Here is a 17,622-nt window from a genome sequence, read left to right as displayed (position 1 = left end):
CGCTGAAACTCAGTACGGCCTTTTTTCTTTTTTAATTTAGATAAACAACGGACTTTCCAAGTGAGCTGCGCTATGTCAGATTGCCCCATCATACGTTGTTTATCATTAGATGTTGGTGTTGACTACACCAGTAACTTACTTGATTCTGGCGGCATGATGGATAACATTGCAAATGTTACTGCTGTGGATGACTATGTTGGCGGTATCATTGCGCACGCGACATTAGGTTTTGGTGGTTTCGGTTTAATTGCTGAATACTTAACTGCATTAGACCCTATCAAAGCATCAGATTTCGCATTCAATGGCAACGATGCTGAACCCACTGCTTTAAATGTTGAAGCGGCTTATACTGCAGCCTTAGCGGGTAAAGATGTTACATTTGCGGTTGGCTACCAAACTTCTGAAGAAGCTTTAGGCTTAGCGTCCTCTGAAAGCCGTATTTTAGTCGGTGTTGGTGTAGGTATCTTTGATAACACTTCTTTGAAATTTGAATGGAAACGTGATACCGATTACGACGTTGCTGATGGTGGCACTGGTGAAGATGCAGACACATTCACAGTACAATTAGCCGTTGAATTCTAATTAATTGTTAATTTGAATAAATTGAGAAGTAGCTTCAAGTATCATGCTTGGAGCTACTTTTTTTTGAATCATTCAGAAACAGCACACTAGCAAACGCTTGCAGCTTGTTGTTGAGAAGATGTTGTAGAGAATTGTTGAGGTTTGCGGGCTTTAGTACGAGGAACATCGACATGAGTCACAAATTCAATTTCAATCTGACGTTGTGTGTTAATAATCTTAGTATAAAACGATCCATCATTTTTATTATTCACAATCTCTTTAAACGGTAATATGTAATGATCGTCATGACTGGCTAAATACTTGAAATAATCATGTAAAGCCAACACATCATCAGATGTTTCCGTATCTAAGGCATAATGCCAAATATCATCTTTCGCAAAACAGATTGTGTGCGCGTGTGGGAAAATATGCTGCTCATCATCAATCGCATGACCTGTTGCCGTATTGTGGGTCAAGAAATAATCATTGACAGGTTTGTGAATATCAAACAATTCTAACATCACTTCACGATGATCCAATTGAATCCAAATCCGCATAATTTCGGTAAACGCATCGACCCGATCTTGAAACGCTTGCGAGGCTGGAAAACGCTGCACTTGTGTGACACACATCTCCGTCCCAAGTTCTTGATTAAACCGATTGAAACCATGCTCAAAACCGTATTCAGACAAATTCAAAGGTTCAAGGATTTCAAATCCAATATGGGATAGATGCTCATCTTTGAGCTTATCCATAACTTGAGATACATGTTTGTCATTTTTTTGGAAAAAGTCACTGATAACGTAAAAAGCGGGCTTATTACGCAATTCTAGCAAGGCATACATGATCTTTTCATAGTCAACCCGAATGATCTTGAGCAAGTTTTGCTTGTCTAAAATATTCTTGACTTGAAGCGGTTTCTGGTGCTGATGCAATAAATTGTCAATCATAACAATCCCCTTTTTTATTTTCGATTTCCAGAGATTAAGGACTGGCAATCCCATAATTACAATGATGTATGTACAAATAATTAGGGCTGCCAGTTCTCATACCTTAAAAACCAAAAATCCCTATCAGGAATACATTTCCATCAAGCTACGCGTCATGTCTTTACCGACCAAGTCACCGTGCAAGATACCTTTATCTGTCATTCTTAATTCTTTGTCAGTTACTGTGATGTAACCTTCTTTAGTCAAACGATCGACACTTTCTTTGCAGAATGCAGGTAAATTTACACCATGACGCTCATAGAAAGACTCTAAATCGATACTGACTAACTTCATACCCAACACGATGTCACGGACAATTTTATCCATACTGTTCATTTTGTGACCACGATGAATAGGTAAATCACCACCTTCAATTAATTCGATATAACGACCGACTTCATTAGTATTTTGGATTAAGTAATCACCCATACGACCGAATGCAGATGCGCCAATCGCATAGAAGTCTTCACCTCTCCAAATACTAGGAGAATGAATGTGACGATATTTATCTTCTTTAGTAAATGTGAAGAAACTCCAAGGCACATAATCCGCTTTTGCAAACTCGTCCATGGCATGTTGCATGTAATCCAACTCTTCATCATCGTTAGGCAAGGTAATTTTGTTGCTGCGTAATTCTTTGTAATACTCAGTATTGGTGTATAACTCTGTTTTGTAAACAGTGATACTTTCAACACCCGTTTCGATTGCTTTTGCAACGCTATAAGCCCATGTTTCTGGGGTATCACCTGCTAAACCACTCATTAAATCGATATTGACTGATGCACCCGTTTTACGAGACATTTCAATTGCACGTAAAGCACGAGCTTGAGTATCTTGACGATGAGAAAGTTTAATGATTTCATCATGTAAAGATTGAACACCCATACTGATACGTGTAACGTTTAATTCACCTAAAATTTGGGCTTTCTTATCTGTAATCGTAACAGGTTCACCTTCTACGGTGATTTCAGTTTGGTCAGTGACATTCACACATCTATCTAACGTAGCACGAATTTTTAATAAATTCTCACCCGTTAATAAGGTCGGCGTACCACCACCAAAATACACAGAGCTTAAAGGACGCTGTGCTAAATCAAAACGTTCTGCGGCCATTTCGATTTCTTTACATAACGCATCTACATATGCATCAATTTCAGATTTGCGACTGTTCTGAACCGTACGATAGTAGCAGTAAGAGCATTTTTGCGCACAAAACGGAATATGAATATAAATATTAAGCGGCTCACGGACACCTGCTAAGCCTGTTTCTTCTAATCTTTTCCAGTGCATGAAGTTAGGGTAATTAGTAATAAACCCGCGACGTTCTGGCACCCAGTACTGTCTTTCTTTATCTGAATTAATCATGGAGCATTCCTAAAATTGCTAATTTAAAAATGTTGTTGTCGTACTTTTAAAATGCAGATTAGGCGAGTTTCTTACCGACCATATCCGCGACCATATTCACATTTTGGAATAATTCCATATCTAATTCTTCTTCCGCAAACTTAAAACCAAAATGATTTTCAATTTGAGTAATAAATTCCATAACTGCGATGGAATCCATGCCCAAACCTTCTTCAAACAACGTGACTTCCGGATCAACTTCTTCGTAAGTCAAATTGACATCTAATTTTTCAGAAATGATTTTTTTTAACTGTTCAACAACATCACTCATTACAATGCTCTCCTGCACATTTTAGGAATAAAAACTAGCCTAATATTAAGGACTATCCCATTAATTCACATTTATTATTAGAATACTAAAGACTAATTGCCCTGAGTATCCTTAAAACTGTCCTGTTTTCAATTTCTGCCTATCAACTTTTCCGCTAGGCAACATTGGTAAGGTTTTTAAAACATGTACTTCATCTGGAATTGCGTACTGTGGCAATATATCAAAGCAGGTTTCACGAATCTGTTTGCCTTCCACGTCACTGATGCAAAATGCAGCAATTCGCTGCCCGCGCATATCATCACCCGTGATTGGTAAAACAATGGCTTGTTCGACATCTGTGATTTTTTCTAAAGCCGCTTCTACATCAGACAATAATACGAGATAACCATTACGATTTACCCGATTATCACTACGTCCAATCACTTCAATATCACTATTTTCGTGAATTTTAACTAAATCACCTGAGCGATACCATTCTGGTGCAGGGGCAATTTCTTCACCTTGTTCGTTGATATAACGTTCAAATCCATACGGATGTTTACAATACAATTCGCCAATTCGCTCACCACTGTCATCTTGAGGGGTATTTTCTTCATCAATTTTAATTTCAACCCCAGCCATCGGTTTACCCATGGTGATGACACGGTCTTCAAGCCCATCTGTTGGCGAAGATGCAGCAGTTGCACCCATTTCGGTACTGCCATATTGATTGACCAAACCAGAGAATTTTGCATCAAACTCGCGGAATAGTTCAGGTTTAATTCTATCTCCAGAGGTAACTACTAGGCGATAATTGCGCTCAGAACGTAAACCTTTGGTCATCATTTCACACAATGTTGGAGTCACGAAAATCACTGTCGGATTAAAGCTGCGCTCGGCTTGCATGAATTTAAGAATATTAGACTGGGCTTGTAGATACACATTTGCCCCTGTCAAAATTGCAGGCAAAAATATTGCACCTAAACCATATAAATGGAAAATAGGAACAGGAATGAAAACATTATCTTGAGTAGTGAATTTATGTCTTTCGATACAGTTTTGTACATTTCCCACAAAATTCTGATGATTATGCACAACGATTTTAGCAGTACCCATACTGCCAGAAGTACGAAGATAGAGCTTTTGGTCAGCAAAACCTTGATTGGCCAGTGCAGAATTAAAATGATCGTTGATTTCAAAGCTGCTAATGTGTTCAAGTAGTTCAGCATTGAAAGTGCTTGCGTTATCAGGTGTAGGATTAATAATTAAACGATAACGACAAAAATCTGGAATCGGTGGTCTAACGGCAAGTTCTTTACCTTGCTTTTGCATTGGCGGATAAAGTACAAAGCTATAACCTTGTTTTAACAAGTATAATAAGATCAATGCCGCAGGGACTGAATTAACCCCTTCAATAGCAAGACAGTCATCGGCTTGAACCTGATGCTCTGCTAAAAAATCAGCAATGACATCAAATAAAGCAGATATTTCCTGATAAGCACAGGTCATTGTGCCATCGCTCAACGTGTTATGTTGCCAGTCTGCGTTATTGATTGCGTGGTCTATGTGAGTTGCAAACATTGCCTATATCCTTGCACCAGCTTTAGATAAATTCCAGAAGCTTAACTAATGTATTACATTATTTTACATAACCAAGATAATTTAACAAGGATTTTCTGCAATTGATTTATATCATACTGTTTTAACTATAATAATTGATAAAAACCATAATATTTGTTGCAATATACTAAAACTAAGGTCTTTGTGCGTTTTACTACAGTTGAAGGGCTTGAAAAAATAACATAATCAATGTTTATTATATTCTGTGTATTTGCTTATTGGTTTATTTCGATTTAGCATCATTAAACTCTAAAAAATAGAGTTGTTGCAATATTTAAAATCAATAGATTAATAAATTCAGATATAAAAAGCGATTGAAAAACAGTGAAGTAGCCTTATGGAGTATAGCTTAATTTTTATGGGAATAAACCAACAGGAGCAAGGAAGAAATGAGAGTAGGAACAGAAGCATTAAAAACAGAAAGACACTGGAGAGCAAATACAGGATTAAAGGAAAATCAATATACTGAAATGATCTTTTATTTTTCACATTGTTTAGCCTGAAGAGTGGAACGACTTATGATATTTTAGGGTTTATATTTGTAATGGAGGCATCAACCGTGAAACGTCAACAATCAAGAGGGTTGGAAATATTAAGTCAAGCCTTGGAAAAAGAAAGATTAATGCCGTTATCAGAAGGTTCAAGTGCAAAAGAAGTAGAAAAATTCATGTCAGAAGTTAAAAAATTAACACTGGATATGACAGAAAATAGAATCCAACGTCCACAGGATAAAGAAGTGCAAAAAGAGTATTTTTCTGGAAAAAAAAGCCCATACAATCGAGCATTTAATATTTAGTGATGATACAAGACGTATTCACTATACGAGTAAGGGGCATAAAGGAAAACATCAAAAATTTGGTTTACTTAAAATGCTATTTGAGCCAAAAAAAGATATTTTTAAAGATATTCAGATTAAAGTAGATTTAGGATTTTTAGGTTTTGCTAAAAGTTATCTACATCTTAAGCTCGATATTCCCCATAAAAAACCGAGAAATGGCACACTAACAAAAGAACAAAAACTGGAAAATTGGCAATTAGCCAAAGAACGAATTTATGTTGAACACAGCCGAATTTTAATGGAGCGTATTCGCATACATACTGCCGATTTATACGATAAAGTATCTGCTATTTGCGCTGGGTTATGGAATTTTAACCTAAACAATTAAATGCAAATAAACGCTTGATTTTTAAGGATGCAACAACTCTACTAAATACTTAATTGAAATCTTGATTGATAACACTCAATTATCTGATTAATATTGATTTTATCCTAATTATCATTTTTAATGAAATCACCCTGCCTGATGAAGTGTTAAAAATATATTCGCCTGAAATAATTAGAGATTTTTTGGAAAACTAGAGAATCAGAAAAAGTCTCATTCTTAACGTTAATGTTAGCTGTTTAGGCTGTCGATTTTTGAACATGATTTAACGGATAATTGGATGGACAGGATTTTTTATCCTGCTTATCTTAGATACAGTTTCATCTTGTTCAATCTTGAGAATCCTTATTCCAACATTTACAATCAAAAATCCCCATTCAAAAACTGAAAATTCCCATGCTACCCATAGAATCCTTACTTCCTTTACGTATTATCGAAATCACTTTGCAATTCACTGAGTTGACTAAGATTCGCGCGTATCATCAGCCTGCTTTGACTGCGTGGTTACGGCATTTTTTACCCAATGATATTGATACTTATGAGCATTTTATTTGTCTCGATGCGCCTGAGAGTGGTTGTACGCAATTTAAAGAAGGCGATTATTATCGGTTTAGTTTGACCGTGTTGGCGGGTGGTGAGGGTTTGTTGCAGATGTTGTTGAATCGAATGCAGGATATGCCGCTGACGGTGCGGGTTAAAAATAAGAAAGTCCCGTTTCGAGATAATTTAAAGTGGGTTTCCGCGCATGATTTGTTTACCCAGAATACGGTGCAGAAGGTCAGTGATTTAACGTCGTATAGCTTTTCTCAATTACAACAAGATGCAAAAGCGTGGCAAGCGATGCCTGAAGTGACTTTGCGTTGGTTGTCGCCAGTGCGATTGTTGTTGCCGAAGGATCAGCGTGAGGCACGAAAAGATGGGCAGCGGTTTTGTCATGTCAACGATGAATTGAGTTTTGAGTTATTAAATGACCGTTTGCATGATACTTTAGCCAATTTGTTACGTCATCGAATCGATAATGTGCCGTCGCGTCAGTCGGATAGTTCGCCGCGATTGCTTGAGGCGGATGGTTTTTGGTTGGATTTTGATTATAAAGATGAAAAAGGGCGTAGTAAACCGATGGGCGGATTGTTGGGTACGGTGAAGTTGGATATGCAGAATATGCCGTTTGAGCAGTGGTGTCAGTGGATTTTAGGGCAATATGTAGGGATTGGTCAGCGGCGGGTGTTTGGTTGGGGGCGGTATCATTTGGAAATGGAGAATGGCGCGGCGGCGATTTTGCGCACGATTAAAGCCAATTCGTTGTTGGATGCGTGTGATTCTGAGCAGGTGTTTAAGGCCTATTTGCATGTCAGTCAAGATGATAATGAAACCGATACCACTCAAATTGAGAAAACATTGGAGTTGTTGCGGGGAAAGTTGTTAGAGGGCAGTTATGAAGTCCCTCCATTGCAAGCAAAACAGGTATTGAATCAGGATGCGGGTGTGTTGGAAACGGTGTTAGTGCCGCCATTTTGGGATAGGGTGTTGCAGCGAGCGGTGGCGCAGGTGTTGAATCGAGCGTTGGATTCGGTGTTGTATCGGGGGCGGTGTGGGATTCGAGCGCGGTTGCCGATGTCGCAGGTGGATGCGGAGGTGCAGGCAGCGTATGCGGAGGGTTTGCATTGGGTGTATGTGTGGGATTTTGAGGGATTTTTGTTGGGGGTGCAGTGGCATCGATTGTGGGCGCGATTGGTGGCGTTGTTGGGTGATGATGTGGTTGTGATGCGGGTGATGGGGTGGATGCAAGCACCAGTGCAGGGTTTGGGGCAGTTGCAGGGGCGTGAGCGCGGGTTGCCGCATGGTTCGCCGTTACGTTATGGATTGGCTTATGTGTTGTTGGATGGGGTGTTGGCGGGATTGCGGGTCTTGCGTTGTGAGGATGCGGTGTTGGTGTTGGGTGATGATGAGGCGGAGATGGTGGCGGTTGGGCAGCGATTGGGTTTGTTGAGTGAGATGTGTGGTGAGGTGGGGAATGTTGAGGCGGGATTTGATTTTGCGGGACGGCGGTTTGTGCAGGGTAAGGTGGTGGATTGAGATTTTTTTGCATACAAGAGCTTGTTTTTTTGTGATAGATGGACTAGGATTTAACTTATTGAATCGTTCTTTAAAAAAATGTTTTCGTTAGCCGTTCAGGCTGTGAATCAATTGACAATTAACAATGACCAATTAACAAAAAAGCACTCAACCTTGATAATTGATAATTGATAATTGAAAAGTCGCACAGACGTTAGCCGTTTAGGCTGTTGAGACCCTTTTGGTAAAGGTTTGTATCTATTAGTCATTTTGTCGCACAGACGTTAGCCGTTTAGGCTGTTGAGACTTTTCTACCTTTCGATAAAGATCTGGGTCTTTTTGGGTCGCACAGACGTTAGCCGTTTAGGCTGTTGAGACCCTTTTTTTCATTATGTTGGAAAGTATCACCATAATTGTCGCACAGACGTTAGCCGTTTAGGCTGTTGAGACTTTTACAAGAAGCTGACATGCCGTGACCTTTTCATCGTCGCACAGACGTTAGCCGTTTAGGCTGTTGAGACTTACTGAAACATACCTCATGCTCCGTCATACGGACGGTCGCACAGACGTTAGCCGTTTAGGCTGTTGAGACTTTTCTACCTTTCGATAAAGATCTGGGTCTTTTTGGGTCGCACAGACGTTAGCCGTTTAGGCTGTTGAGACTTCAGGTAAACCACGTTTCTGGGTCTCTTGAAGACGGTCGCACAGACGTTAGCCGTTTAGGCTGTTGAGACTTAGCCTCTTCTTCTGTATAAACTAGTCCAGTTCCGTCGCACAGACGTTAGCCGTTTAGGCTGTTGAGACTTTTTTCGCGAATTTCATAACCATCTCCATCTTATGTCGCACAGACGTTAGCCGTTTAGGCTGTTGAGACCCTTTAGGCAATCCAGTGAAGTTGACCGTGAATGAGTCGCACAGACGTTAGCCGTTTAGGCTGTTGAGACCCTTTGGGATCATTACTTGCGTGGATGATCACTGTCGCACAGACGTTAGCCGTTTAGGCTGTTGAGACCTTGAGGGTTTATTTAATTAATCCAACAAATTTGCTGTCGCATAGACTTTAGCCGTTTAGGCTGTTGAGACTTTGTACATACACTAGTTCAACAGAACCAATAATGTGTCGCATAGACTTTAGCCGTTTAGGCTGTTGAGACTCCTTTAGACCTTCTGAACTATACGCCCCAGCATTAGGTCGCATAGACTTTAGCCGTTTAGGCTGTTGAGACTCCTTTAACAACAAAATTATCATCTTCATGATAAAAGTGTCGCATAGACTTTAGCCGTTTAGGCTGTTGAGACTTTACGTAAAGAAGACCACTTGCACCGCCAGTTTTGGTCGCACAGACGTTAGCCGTTTAGGCTGTTGAGACCCTTTCATAAGTTATTGGCACGCCAAGCTGACTAGGCGGTCGCACAGACGTTAGCCGTTTAGGCTGTTGAGACCCTTTAATCCCGCACTGAGGTTCGCTATCAGATGGTCGCACAGACGTTAGCCGTTTAGGCTGTTGAGACAAAAAATAACAATGCAGTGCCTACATGCTCAACTTCGTCGCACAGACGTTAGCCGTTTAGGCTGTTGAGACCTTTAACAAACTTCTGTTTGAATTAAATGAATGAAAGTCGCACAGACGTTAGCCGTTTAGGCTGTTGAGACTAGAAATCTTGCCCCATCTGGTGTAGAGGTCCAAGGTCGCATAGACTTTAGCCGTTTAGGCTGTTGAGACCCTTTACCTTTTGCATGGGAAGAAGGAATGATGATGGTCGCACAGACGTTAGCCGTTTAGGCTGTTGAGACCTTTAATGCCATTGCATTTGGTGACAAAAATAGGGTCGCACAGACGTTAGCCGTTTAGGCTGTTGAGACCCTTTAATCCCGCACTGAGGTTCGCTATCAGATGGTCGCACAGACGTTAGCCGTTTAGGCTGTTGAGACCCTCCTTGGACACATTGTCAGCTATATCAGCCAAAATGTCGCACAGACGTTAGCCGTTTAGGCTGTTTGTCAGTTATTAGTTAATTTTTATTTGTTAAAAGAGTTGAAAACTGAATTTTTTCATATAAGCTTACAAAATGAAATTTGAATGGAACAGGCGTAAAGAACAAATCAATATAAAAAAGCATGGCGTTTCATTTTCTCAAGCTTCTTCTATATTTTCAGACCCTTACGCTTTAAGCCAATATGATGATGAACACTCCCATGATGAAGACAGATGGGCATTGCTAGGTAAAGCCTCAAACGAAGTCATACTCATTGTCGTTCACACAATGAAAGATGCAAATGGATTAGAGATTGTTCGTATCATTAGTGCGAGAAAGGCAACCAAAAAAGAAATTCAAATGTATCAAAAGAGGTGTTTTAAATGAAAGCTGAATATGATTTTACTAATGCAGAACAAGGTAAATTTTACAGACCACTTGAAGAACTGGATATTCCTATTTATTTAGACCCTGAAGTTAAGGCATTTTTTTTAAATATTCTTCAAGATAAAAATAATCAACTGTCTCTTAACGAAATTGTCAATGATTTACTTAAAAAAGATATTGAAATTTCTAAAAAATTAGCTTATTAACCTTGATTTTGCTAGTTTTTTAAACATGATGACTGGATAAACAGGATTTTTTCTATCTTCTAATTTCTATTCTCTATCTACTAGAAGACAGACCTTAGCCGTTTAGGCTGTTGAGACTTTGCAAACATGGCTGAAAAGCTGTCATCTAGATGGTCGCACAGACCTTAGCCGTTTAGGCTGTTAATTAAGCATATTGAACTTAGTCATTTTTTTACTGATAATATTCATCATGATAAAAAAACAGGTATCAACCATAATGCAATTTCTTCTTAGCCTATCTAACGACACTGTTCGTCAATTATTAGAACAACCTGACCCCGAACAATTTGCACGTCAAGCGATTCAAAACGCCCTACACCATGTCAAACCAGAACAATCTAAATGGACACAACTTGCTCAAAGCATCAAAGAAAACCCTATTGATCTAGGCGATTACACAGAAAAGTTAAAAAAAGATATGCAAGAATTTCGAGAAAACTTTAGTTTTGAACACGATGCCTCATGAAATATTTACTGGATACCAATACCGTTTCAGATTTTTATAATTGTGCTGCTACACATCACGAAGCCATTTTGCAGCACTTTACCTTGCTAAAAAATACTGATGAACTCTACATATCTGTGCTTTCTTTGTATGAAATAGGTTACGGTCTTGCGAATGCGCCAGAAAATAAAAAAACGCAAATACACAACCAATTAGACAGAATGTCCCAGGATTTTGAACTTTTACCTTTATTGCCACAAAGTGCCGCGTTATTTGGTCAATTAAAAAAGCAGCTACAAGACAATCGAGCATTAAATTCAAAACACATGAAAAAACACAATATTGATTTGATGTTAGCCACCACCGCTATTACAACGGGCTGTACGTTAGTCAGTGCAGACAAAGGCTTTATTGAATTACAAGGTTTGCATGTAGATTTGTATTTAGAAAATTGGAGCAATGATTAAGATAAAATAGTTGTGTTCTTACAATAGTTGGACTAGGATTTGAGTGATTGAATCGTTCTTTAACAAGATAATTGAATTTAGCCGTTTAGGCTGTTGAGACCCATCAAGCCAAATTTCTTGACGTGAGATTGTGAGTCGCATAGACCTTAGCCGTTTAGGCTGTTGAGACTGTGAGTGGCCTGCAGAGTGACTCTGTGCATAAAATGTCGCACAGACGTTAGCCGTTTAGGCTGTTTTTATTTTCTGTTTATCTGCTAAACTCGATTGTATTCTTTACAATTTAAGGATAAAACAAAATGCAACTCTCTATTGATTTACCTGACACCCCCTTGCTTTTGCAGCATCAACCTCTGTATTACAAACAAGTTTTATTATTTTCTCTATATCACCTTCAACAAATATCAGAAAAAGAAATCTGTGATATGCTAAATTTAACACGGCGTGAATTTGCTGATTTATTAATAAAATATGGATTTTCAGCGATTTCAGATAATGATGAAACGATAGCAGTAGAATACCAATGCTAACCAGCGTTGTGGCAAGTGATACAGGCCCTTTAATTTCCTTAGAAAAACTAGAAAATGGCTATGAGTTCATGCAAAAAATGTATAAACAACTCATTGTCCCACCTGCTGTTTTACAAGAATTGATGTCAGGAACAAATTTAACCCCTGTTGATTATTCTGAAAAATATCAAATTCATGACTTTTTACATGTTGTTGAACCCAATAAAACATTTACCTACCCAAAAGCATACACATTACACGCTGGTGAAATTCAAGCAATTGCTTTAGCGTTAGAATATGAGAGCGTTTTGTTAATTGAAGAATATGCAGGCAGACAAGTCGCTAAATATTTGGATATTCCATTTTCAGGCATTGCAGGACAAATTATGCAAGCTTATCGTCAAAAACACATCAATATTTTACAAGCAAAAGCGGCATGGTTAAGGTTAAAACAAACAGGTAGAATTGGACAGAATTTGTATCGAAAACTCCTTGAAACTGTGTAAAAAATGCTAACCACAAAGCTTGTTTTTTAGCGATAGATGAACTAGGATTATTGAATCGTTCTTTAACAAGATAGTTTGCGTTAGCCGTTTAGGCTGTTGAGACTTCAACCGTTAAATCGACAGGGTTGGTTAAGTCCCCGTCGCACAGACGTTAGCCTTTTAGGCTGTTGAGTTCCTTTCTTGAACACCCCCTATCATTGCTATAAACTTCTATTATCTTTGGGAAAAATAGGAAATAATTAATGAGCGCACTTAGCATTCAACAGAAAATAAATCGCTTACCGCCTGAACTATTAACTGAAGTTGAACAGTTTTTAGATAAATTACTATCTCAAAAAAAATCAAAACTACAGCCTCCAATTCATTTTGAATCAGAACAAGATGCTGAAACACTCGCAACAGAAATACGTGATAGTCGTTTATTTAATCGTGAGCGGGAGTCATTTTGAGAACTTATTTGCTAGACACAAATATCTGTATTTTCTACATTAAAAATCATTCTCGTATTGTCGATAAAGTAAAACAGGTGGGTTTTGATGCTTGTTGTATCTCAGAAATCACACTGGCAGAACTTTTATTTGGAGCAGAAAATAGCCAACATATCAGTAAAAATCACATTGCTGTCCAAAATTTTCAGAACTATTTTGAAATAATACCCATATCTGAAGCATTAGATGTTTATGCTAAAGAAAAAGCCCGGTTACGCAAGGCAGGTACACCTGTTGATGACTTTGATTTACTCATTGGTGCAACAGCGATTGCTCATGACTTGGTCATGGTGACAAATAATATCAAACATTTTGATAGGTTACAGGGAATTTGTTTGGAAGATTGGAGTTGAAAGCAAGGTAGTGGATAAACTAGAATTTGAGTGATTAAATCGTTCCTTAAAAAATGAGTTTTCGTTAGCCGTTTAGGCTGTTGAGACGTTTTGAGGCTTATCAGAGCCAGCATCATCAACCGGTCGCACAGACCTTAGCCGTTTAGGCTGTTGAGATTTTCTGTATAGAGCTTTGACCAAATAAGCATCGTTGTCGCACAAACGCTAGCCGTTTAGGCTGTTGAGACTTTCACGAGAGTTTCCTCACTTGTGTCTATAACAAAGTCGCACAGACGCTAGCCGTTTAGGCTATGGTCAATTAACAAAAAAAGCACTCAACTTTGATAATCGAATTTTGCTAAACTATAAAAATATCGCTTTAAATCAGAGACAGAATCATGCAAACGCAACAGCTTTACGAAAAAGATTTTTATGCTTGGGTTTATCACAACATAGAGCTGGTACGTACTAAAAAATGGGATGAAATTGATACAGACTTGTTGATTGAGGAATTAGAAAGCATGGCGAAACGTGATAGACATGAACTCATCAGCCATCTCATTATTTTAATAGCGCATTTATTAAAATGGCAATTTCAATTCAAACAACTTTCTGAAATGTGGCAAGAATTTAAAGGAGATAGTTGGCAAAACTCGATTATTGAACAACGCAATCAACTTGAGCGTCAATTACAAATGAGTCCAAGTTTAAATACCTACTTTGATGATGCTGTACAAAAAGCTTACTCTCATGCAGTTAATATTGCAGTAAAAGAAACGAACCTACCAGCTAAAACATTTCCAAAAGTATGCCCTTATTCAATCGAACAGTTATTAAATGAGAATTTTTATCCGCAACAAGAATAAGAAGATTGTTTTTTAGCGATAGTTGGACTAGAATTATTAAATCGTTCTTTAAAAAATGAGTTTTCGTTAGCTGTTTAGGCTGTAAATCAATTAACAATGACCAATTAACAAAAAAGCACTCAACCTTGATAATTGTTCACTGATAATTGAAAAGTCGCACAGACCTTAGCCGTTTAGGCTGTTGAGCAATTATAAAAAAAGATTGATAGCTGATTATGGTTTATCTGCTAAACTTATTTTAGTGAAAACAAACAGGAAACAATACTATGCAAGTCGTTTCTCTTGCTCAAGCCCAACAAAATTTAAATGAACTATGTGAACAAGTTTATAAAACCAATACACCTTGTCTCATTGAACGTGAAACCCAGCCTGCCGTATTGCTTTCCCAGCAAGAATACGATGCTTTAATGGAAACATTTTATTTACTCTCAAATCCTAATAATGCCAATAAATTGCTTCATTCTCTAAAACAAGCTCGTACTGGAAATATTCAAGAAAAAGAGTTATTAGAAGAATGAAAATATTTTTTACTGAGGATGCGTGGGAGGAATATATTTATTGGCAACAAACAGATAAAAAAATACTTAAGAAAATTAATGAGCTGATTAAATCTATACAAAGAGAACCTTATATTGGAATAGGTAAGCCTGAGCCTTTGAAACATCAATTATCAGGCTGTTGGTCAAGACGTATCAGTAATGAACATCGTCTAATTTATGAAATTGTTGATGACCAAATCAAAATTATTGGCTGTCGTTACCATTATTAAAAGCACAGGAACTTGTTTTTTGTGATGATTGGGCTAGGATTTAAGTAATTGAATCGTTTTTAAAAAATAGTTTTCGTTAGCTGTTGAGACTTTCCTCATCTTCCATGCCAATAATCCATCCAATTAAGTCGCACAGAGACCTTAGCCGCTTAGGCTGTTGAGACCTTTTGTTTAGGCTATGCAACAAAGACTTAAGCATAAGTCGCACAGACCTTAGCCGTTTAGGCTGTCCTTTTTTTCAGTTATCAGTAAAAAAACCTTTCACTATTCAGCTAAACTCATACTGAAACAAACACCTTAGGGTATGTATTTATGGAAATCACACCTCACTACATTGTGAATAACTTAAACGATAAAATTGCTGTTCAATTAGACATTAAAACCTTTAACAAAATTGAGCAAGTGCTTGAAAATTATGCTTTATATCATTTAATCCAAGAATATGAAGATGATGAAATATTGGATATGGATGCAGCGAAAACCTACTATGCCACATTAGAGAAAAACTAATGCAAGTCAGTTATCGCAAGAAATTCTTAAAACAACTGGCAAAATTACCCGCAGAAATCCGCCCAACAATAGAACAATTTGTATTTGAAACACTACCTACGCATACATCGCTTGCAGAGATAGGAAAAATTGAAAAAATGCAAGGTTATGATGGATATTATAAAATTCGGTTTGGATCATATCGCGTTGGCATTAAACAAGAATCAGATGAATCAATCACTGTCCAAATAGTCATGCACCGCCGAGATATTTACCGCTATTTCCCATAAAATTGCTTTCTGGCGATAGTTGGGCTAGGATTTGACTTATTGAATCATTCTTTAATAAGATAGTTTTCTTTAGCCGTTTAGGCTGTTGAGACTTAATATCTGCTTCATTAAATGAAGGGTAAATATTGGTCGCACAGGCATTAGCCGTTTAGGCTGTCCTTTTCAGTTAATTAAAAAAACTGGGTAACTGGAAAGCGTTTGCAAAATCAAGGTTTTTTTAGGATACTTTGATTTATATCCTTTATTTTTATAAAAATCTTATGCACACACTAGAACCAATTAACCTAAAACACCTAGTCGAACAACTGCCCTTTGAAAAACTAGAAGAACTTGAGCAATTGATTCAACAAAAATTAGCATTTAGAGCGAAGCAATCAATTGAACAAAACCCTGCCAAAGCAATCTTAGAGTCTGGCTTTATAGGTTGTGGAGAAGCTGACCCAATGTTATCCACTCATTATAAGGATGAATTAAGCAAAATAATGGATGAGAAATATGCTGATAACTGATACGGGGTTTTGGTTAGCATTGGCGAATAAAAAAGACTGTTTTCACAAACAAGCAAAGCAAAAACTTGAGCACTTAACTCATACAAATAACCTACAATTTATAACAACCTGTGCAGTAGTTAACGAAACCAGCTATTTACTGTATCAACGTGTTAACCACCAAGCCCAACAACAATTTCTAGCCCATTATCAAAATGAGCTATTTCAAGTATTCAATATACAGCCTGCTCACATCCCTAGACTGAGGGTGCTAATGGATAAATATGCAGATTTACCAATGGACTTTGCTGACGCATCACTAGTCATTTTGGCGGAATATTTGGGACATGGTCAAATTCTATCTACTGATTTACGTGACTTTGGAGCTTATCGCTGGAAAAATCATTATCCCTTTGAAAATATACTATTAGACTAATATTGTTTTTTTGCGATAGTTAGGCTAGGATTTAGCTTTTTGGATCGTTCTTTAACAAGGTAATTAAATTTAGCCGTTTAGGCTGTTGAGACTTGTCAATAGTCGAAATGAATGCTTCACCAGATTGAGTCGCACAGACATTAGCCGTTTAGGCTGTGGTCAATTAACAAAAAGCATACAACCTTGATAATTGTTTACTGAATTTTGCTAAACTATAAGAATACCGATTCAAATCAGAGACAGAATCATGCAAACGCAACAGCTTTACGAAAAAGATTTTTATGCTTGGGTTTATCACAACATAGAGCTGATACGTACTAAAAAATGGGATGAAATTGATACAGACTTATTGATTGAGGAATTAGAAAGCATGGCGAAGCGTGATAGACATGAACTCATCAGCCATCTCATTATTCTAATAGCGCATTTACTAAAATGGCAATTTCAATTCAAACAACTTTCTGGAATATGGCAAGAATTCGATGGTAAAAGCTGGAAACGTTCCATTAATGAACAACGGAAGCAAATTATAAGACAATTAAAAATGAGTCCGAGTTTAAAATCCTACTTTGCCGTAGCCATTGAAGAAGCCTTTGCAGATGCTGTTGATTTAGCAGCGAAAGAAACACAATTATCTCCTGAGACTTTTCCAAACGTTTGCCCTTATTCAATCGAACAGTTATTAAATGAGAATTTTTATCCGCAACAAGAATGATAAGATTGTTTTTTAGCGATAGTTGGACTAGGATTTAGCTTTTTGGATCGTTCTTTAAAAAATAGTTTTCGTTAGCCGTTTAGGCTGTTGAGACTAAATACCACAAAGTTGTTAAAATCACCATAACTACAGTCGCACAGACCTTAGCCGTTTAGGCTGTTGAGACTTTATAAC

General features: G+C 37.8%; 24 protein-coding genes and 1 CRISPR repeat array. Of the genes, 20 read left to right on the top strand and 4 right to left on the bottom strand.

Annotated elements, in window-relative coordinates; genetic code table 11:
* Positions 1-72 precede the first annotated feature (72 nt).
* Complete coding sequence (locus ABXH34_RS06075; protein ID WP_353570973.1) at positions 73-582, top strand: LbtU family siderophore porin; 510 nt, start codon at positions 73-75, stop codon at positions 580-582.
* 86 nt (positions 583-668) lie between these two features.
* On the opposite strand, the gene ABXH34_RS06070 is transcribed toward ABXH34_RS06075, so the two are convergent.
* From ABXH34_RS06070 to ABXH34_RS06055, 4 genes are all read right to left on the bottom strand, one after another.
* Positions 669-1,511 carry a hypothetical protein gene (locus tag ABXH34_RS06070; protein WP_353570972.1) on the bottom strand — a complete coding sequence of 281 codons (843 nt, stop codon included), beginning with the start codon at positions 1,509-1,511 and terminating at the stop codon, positions 669-671.
* 123 nt (positions 1,512-1,634) lie between these two features.
* Positions 1,635-2,915 (bottom strand): radical SAM family heme chaperone HemW, encoded by a 1,281-nt coding sequence (gene hemW / locus ABXH34_RS06065; RefSeq protein ID WP_353570971.1) that lies wholly within the window; start codon positions 2,913-2,915, stop codon positions 1,635-1,637.
* Between the two features lie 58 nt (positions 2,916-2,973).
* On the bottom strand, positions 2,974-3,225 hold the full coding sequence (locus tag ABXH34_RS06060) for an acyl carrier protein (protein WP_353570970.1): 252 nt from the start codon (positions 3,223-3,225) through the stop codon (positions 2,974-2,976).
* A gap of 111 nt (positions 3,226-3,336) precedes the next feature.
* On the bottom strand, positions 3,337-4,785 hold the full coding sequence (locus ABXH34_RS06055; RefSeq protein ID WP_353570969.1) for a class I adenylate-forming enzyme family protein: 1,449 nt from the start codon (positions 4,783-4,785) through the stop codon (positions 3,337-3,339).
* Between the two features lie 598 nt (positions 4,786-5,383).
* On the opposite strand from ABXH34_RS06055, the gene ABXH34_RS06050 reads away from it, so the two are divergent.
* The 19 genes from ABXH34_RS06050 (at position 5,384) to ABXH34_RS05960 (ending at position 17,448) form a co-directional block, all read left to right on the top strand.
* Positions 5,384-5,620: a hypothetical protein gene (locus ABXH34_RS06050; protein ID WP_353570968.1), complete on the top strand. Its 237-nt coding sequence runs from the start codon at positions 5,384-5,386 to the stop codon at positions 5,618-5,620.
* Entirely contained in the window at positions 5,532-5,990 is a 459-nt protein-coding gene (locus tag ABXH34_RS06045) for a transposase family protein (RefSeq protein ID WP_353570974.1), read from the top strand. Before ABXH34_RS06050 ends, ABXH34_RS06045 begins: the two co-directional genes overlap by 89 nt.
* A gap of 393 nt (positions 5,991-6,383) precedes the next feature.
* Positions 6,384-8,063: a hypothetical protein gene (locus ABXH34_RS06040; protein ID WP_353570967.1), complete on the top strand. Its 1,680-nt coding sequence runs from the start codon at positions 6,384-6,386 to the stop codon at positions 8,061-8,063.
* 181 nt (positions 8,064-8,244) lie between these two features.
* A CRISPR array of direct repeats spans positions 8,245-10,047; the repeat unit is 35 nt; unit sequence GTCGCACAGACGTTAGCCGTTTAGGCTGTTGAGAC.
* Between the two features lie 65 nt (positions 10,048-10,112).
* Positions 10,113-10,406 carry a BrnT family toxin gene (locus tag ABXH34_RS06035; RefSeq protein ID WP_353570966.1) on the top strand — a complete coding sequence of 98 codons (294 nt, stop codon included), beginning with the start codon at positions 10,113-10,115 and terminating at the stop codon, positions 10,404-10,406.
* The gene (locus tag ABXH34_RS06030; RefSeq protein WP_353570965.1) at positions 10,403-10,612 is read left to right on the top strand and encodes a hypothetical protein; all 210 of its coding nucleotides are present in this window, start codon (positions 10,403-10,405) and stop codon (positions 10,610-10,612) included. The genes ABXH34_RS06035 and ABXH34_RS06030 overlap by 4 nt, the downstream gene beginning before the upstream one ends.
* A gap of 256 nt (positions 10,613-10,868) precedes the next feature.
* A complete protein-coding gene (locus tag ABXH34_RS06025; RefSeq protein ID WP_353570964.1) occupies positions 10,869-11,117 on the top strand; it encodes a hypothetical protein in 249 nt (82 codons plus the stop codon).
* A complete protein-coding gene (locus tag ABXH34_RS06020) occupies positions 11,114-11,563 on the top strand; it encodes a type II toxin-antitoxin system VapC family toxin (RefSeq protein WP_353570963.1) in 450 nt (149 codons plus the stop codon). The genes ABXH34_RS06025 and ABXH34_RS06020 overlap by 4 nt, the downstream gene beginning before the upstream one ends.
* Positions 11,564-11,859: 296 nt before the next feature.
* On the top strand, positions 11,860-12,090 hold the full coding sequence (locus ABXH34_RS06015; protein WP_353570962.1) for a UPF0175 family protein: 231 nt from the start codon (positions 11,860-11,862) through the stop codon (positions 12,088-12,090).
* Positions 12,084-12,575, top strand: coding sequence for a PIN domain-containing protein (locus ABXH34_RS06010; protein ID WP_353570961.1), 492 nt, complete (start codon positions 12,084-12,086; stop codon positions 12,573-12,575). Before ABXH34_RS06015 ends, ABXH34_RS06010 begins: the two co-directional genes overlap by 7 nt.
* A 242-nt stretch (positions 12,576-12,817) precedes the next feature.
* Positions 12,818-13,024 carry a hypothetical protein gene (locus ABXH34_RS06005; RefSeq protein WP_353570960.1) on the top strand — a complete coding sequence of 69 codons (207 nt, stop codon included), beginning with the start codon at positions 12,818-12,820 and terminating at the stop codon, positions 13,022-13,024.
* Between the two features lie 8 nt (positions 13,025-13,032).
* Positions 13,033-13,416, top strand: coding sequence for a type II toxin-antitoxin system VapC family toxin (locus ABXH34_RS06000; RefSeq protein WP_353570959.1), 384 nt, complete (start codon positions 13,033-13,035; stop codon positions 13,414-13,416).
* A gap of 377 nt (positions 13,417-13,793) precedes the next feature.
* Positions 13,794-14,261 carry a DUF29 domain-containing protein gene (locus ABXH34_RS05995; RefSeq protein WP_353570958.1) on the top strand — a complete coding sequence of 156 codons (468 nt, stop codon included), beginning with the start codon at positions 13,794-13,796 and terminating at the stop codon, positions 14,259-14,261.
* A gap of 266 nt (positions 14,262-14,527) precedes the next feature.
* Positions 14,528-14,779 carry a type II toxin-antitoxin system Phd/YefM family antitoxin gene (locus ABXH34_RS05990; protein ID WP_353570957.1) on the top strand — a complete coding sequence of 84 codons (252 nt, stop codon included), beginning with the start codon at positions 14,528-14,530 and terminating at the stop codon, positions 14,777-14,779.
* Complete coding sequence (locus ABXH34_RS05985; RefSeq protein WP_353570956.1) at positions 14,776-15,030, top strand: Txe/YoeB family addiction module toxin; 255 nt, start codon at positions 14,776-14,778, stop codon at positions 15,028-15,030. The genes ABXH34_RS05990 and ABXH34_RS05985 overlap by 4 nt, the downstream gene beginning before the upstream one ends.
* Before the next feature lie 312 nt (positions 15,031-15,342).
* On the top strand, positions 15,343-15,540 hold the full coding sequence (locus ABXH34_RS05980) for a RelB antitoxin-like protein (RefSeq protein ID WP_353570955.1): 198 nt from the start codon (positions 15,343-15,345) through the stop codon (positions 15,538-15,540).
* Positions 15,540-15,809 carry a type II toxin-antitoxin system RelE family toxin gene (locus ABXH34_RS05975; RefSeq protein WP_353570954.1) on the top strand — a complete coding sequence of 90 codons (270 nt, stop codon included), beginning with the start codon at positions 15,540-15,542 and terminating at the stop codon, positions 15,807-15,809. Before ABXH34_RS05980 ends, ABXH34_RS05975 begins: the two co-directional genes overlap by 1 nt.
* A gap of 260 nt (positions 15,810-16,069) precedes the next feature.
* On the top strand, positions 16,070-16,318 hold the full coding sequence (locus ABXH34_RS05970) for a hypothetical protein (RefSeq protein WP_353570953.1): 249 nt from the start codon (positions 16,070-16,072) through the stop codon (positions 16,316-16,318).
* Positions 16,305-16,733 carry a type II toxin-antitoxin system VapC family toxin gene (locus tag ABXH34_RS05965; protein WP_353570952.1) on the top strand — a complete coding sequence of 143 codons (429 nt, stop codon included), beginning with the start codon at positions 16,305-16,307 and terminating at the stop codon, positions 16,731-16,733. The genes ABXH34_RS05970 and ABXH34_RS05965 overlap by 14 nt, the downstream gene beginning before the upstream one ends.
* A gap of 247 nt (positions 16,734-16,980) precedes the next feature.
* Complete coding sequence (locus ABXH34_RS05960; RefSeq protein WP_353570951.1) at positions 16,981-17,448, top strand: DUF29 domain-containing protein; 468 nt, start codon at positions 16,981-16,983, stop codon at positions 17,446-17,448.
* Positions 17,449-17,622 lie beyond the last annotated feature (174 nt).

This window comes from Candidatus Albibeggiatoa sp. nov. BB20, assembly GCA_016744725.1.
Classification (GTDB): domain Bacteria; phylum Pseudomonadota; class Gammaproteobacteria; order Beggiatoales; family Beggiatoaceae; genus Albibeggiatoa.
The sequence above is the reverse complement of the archived record's forward strand: the minus strand, read 5'-3'. Positions and strand labels throughout refer to the sequence as shown.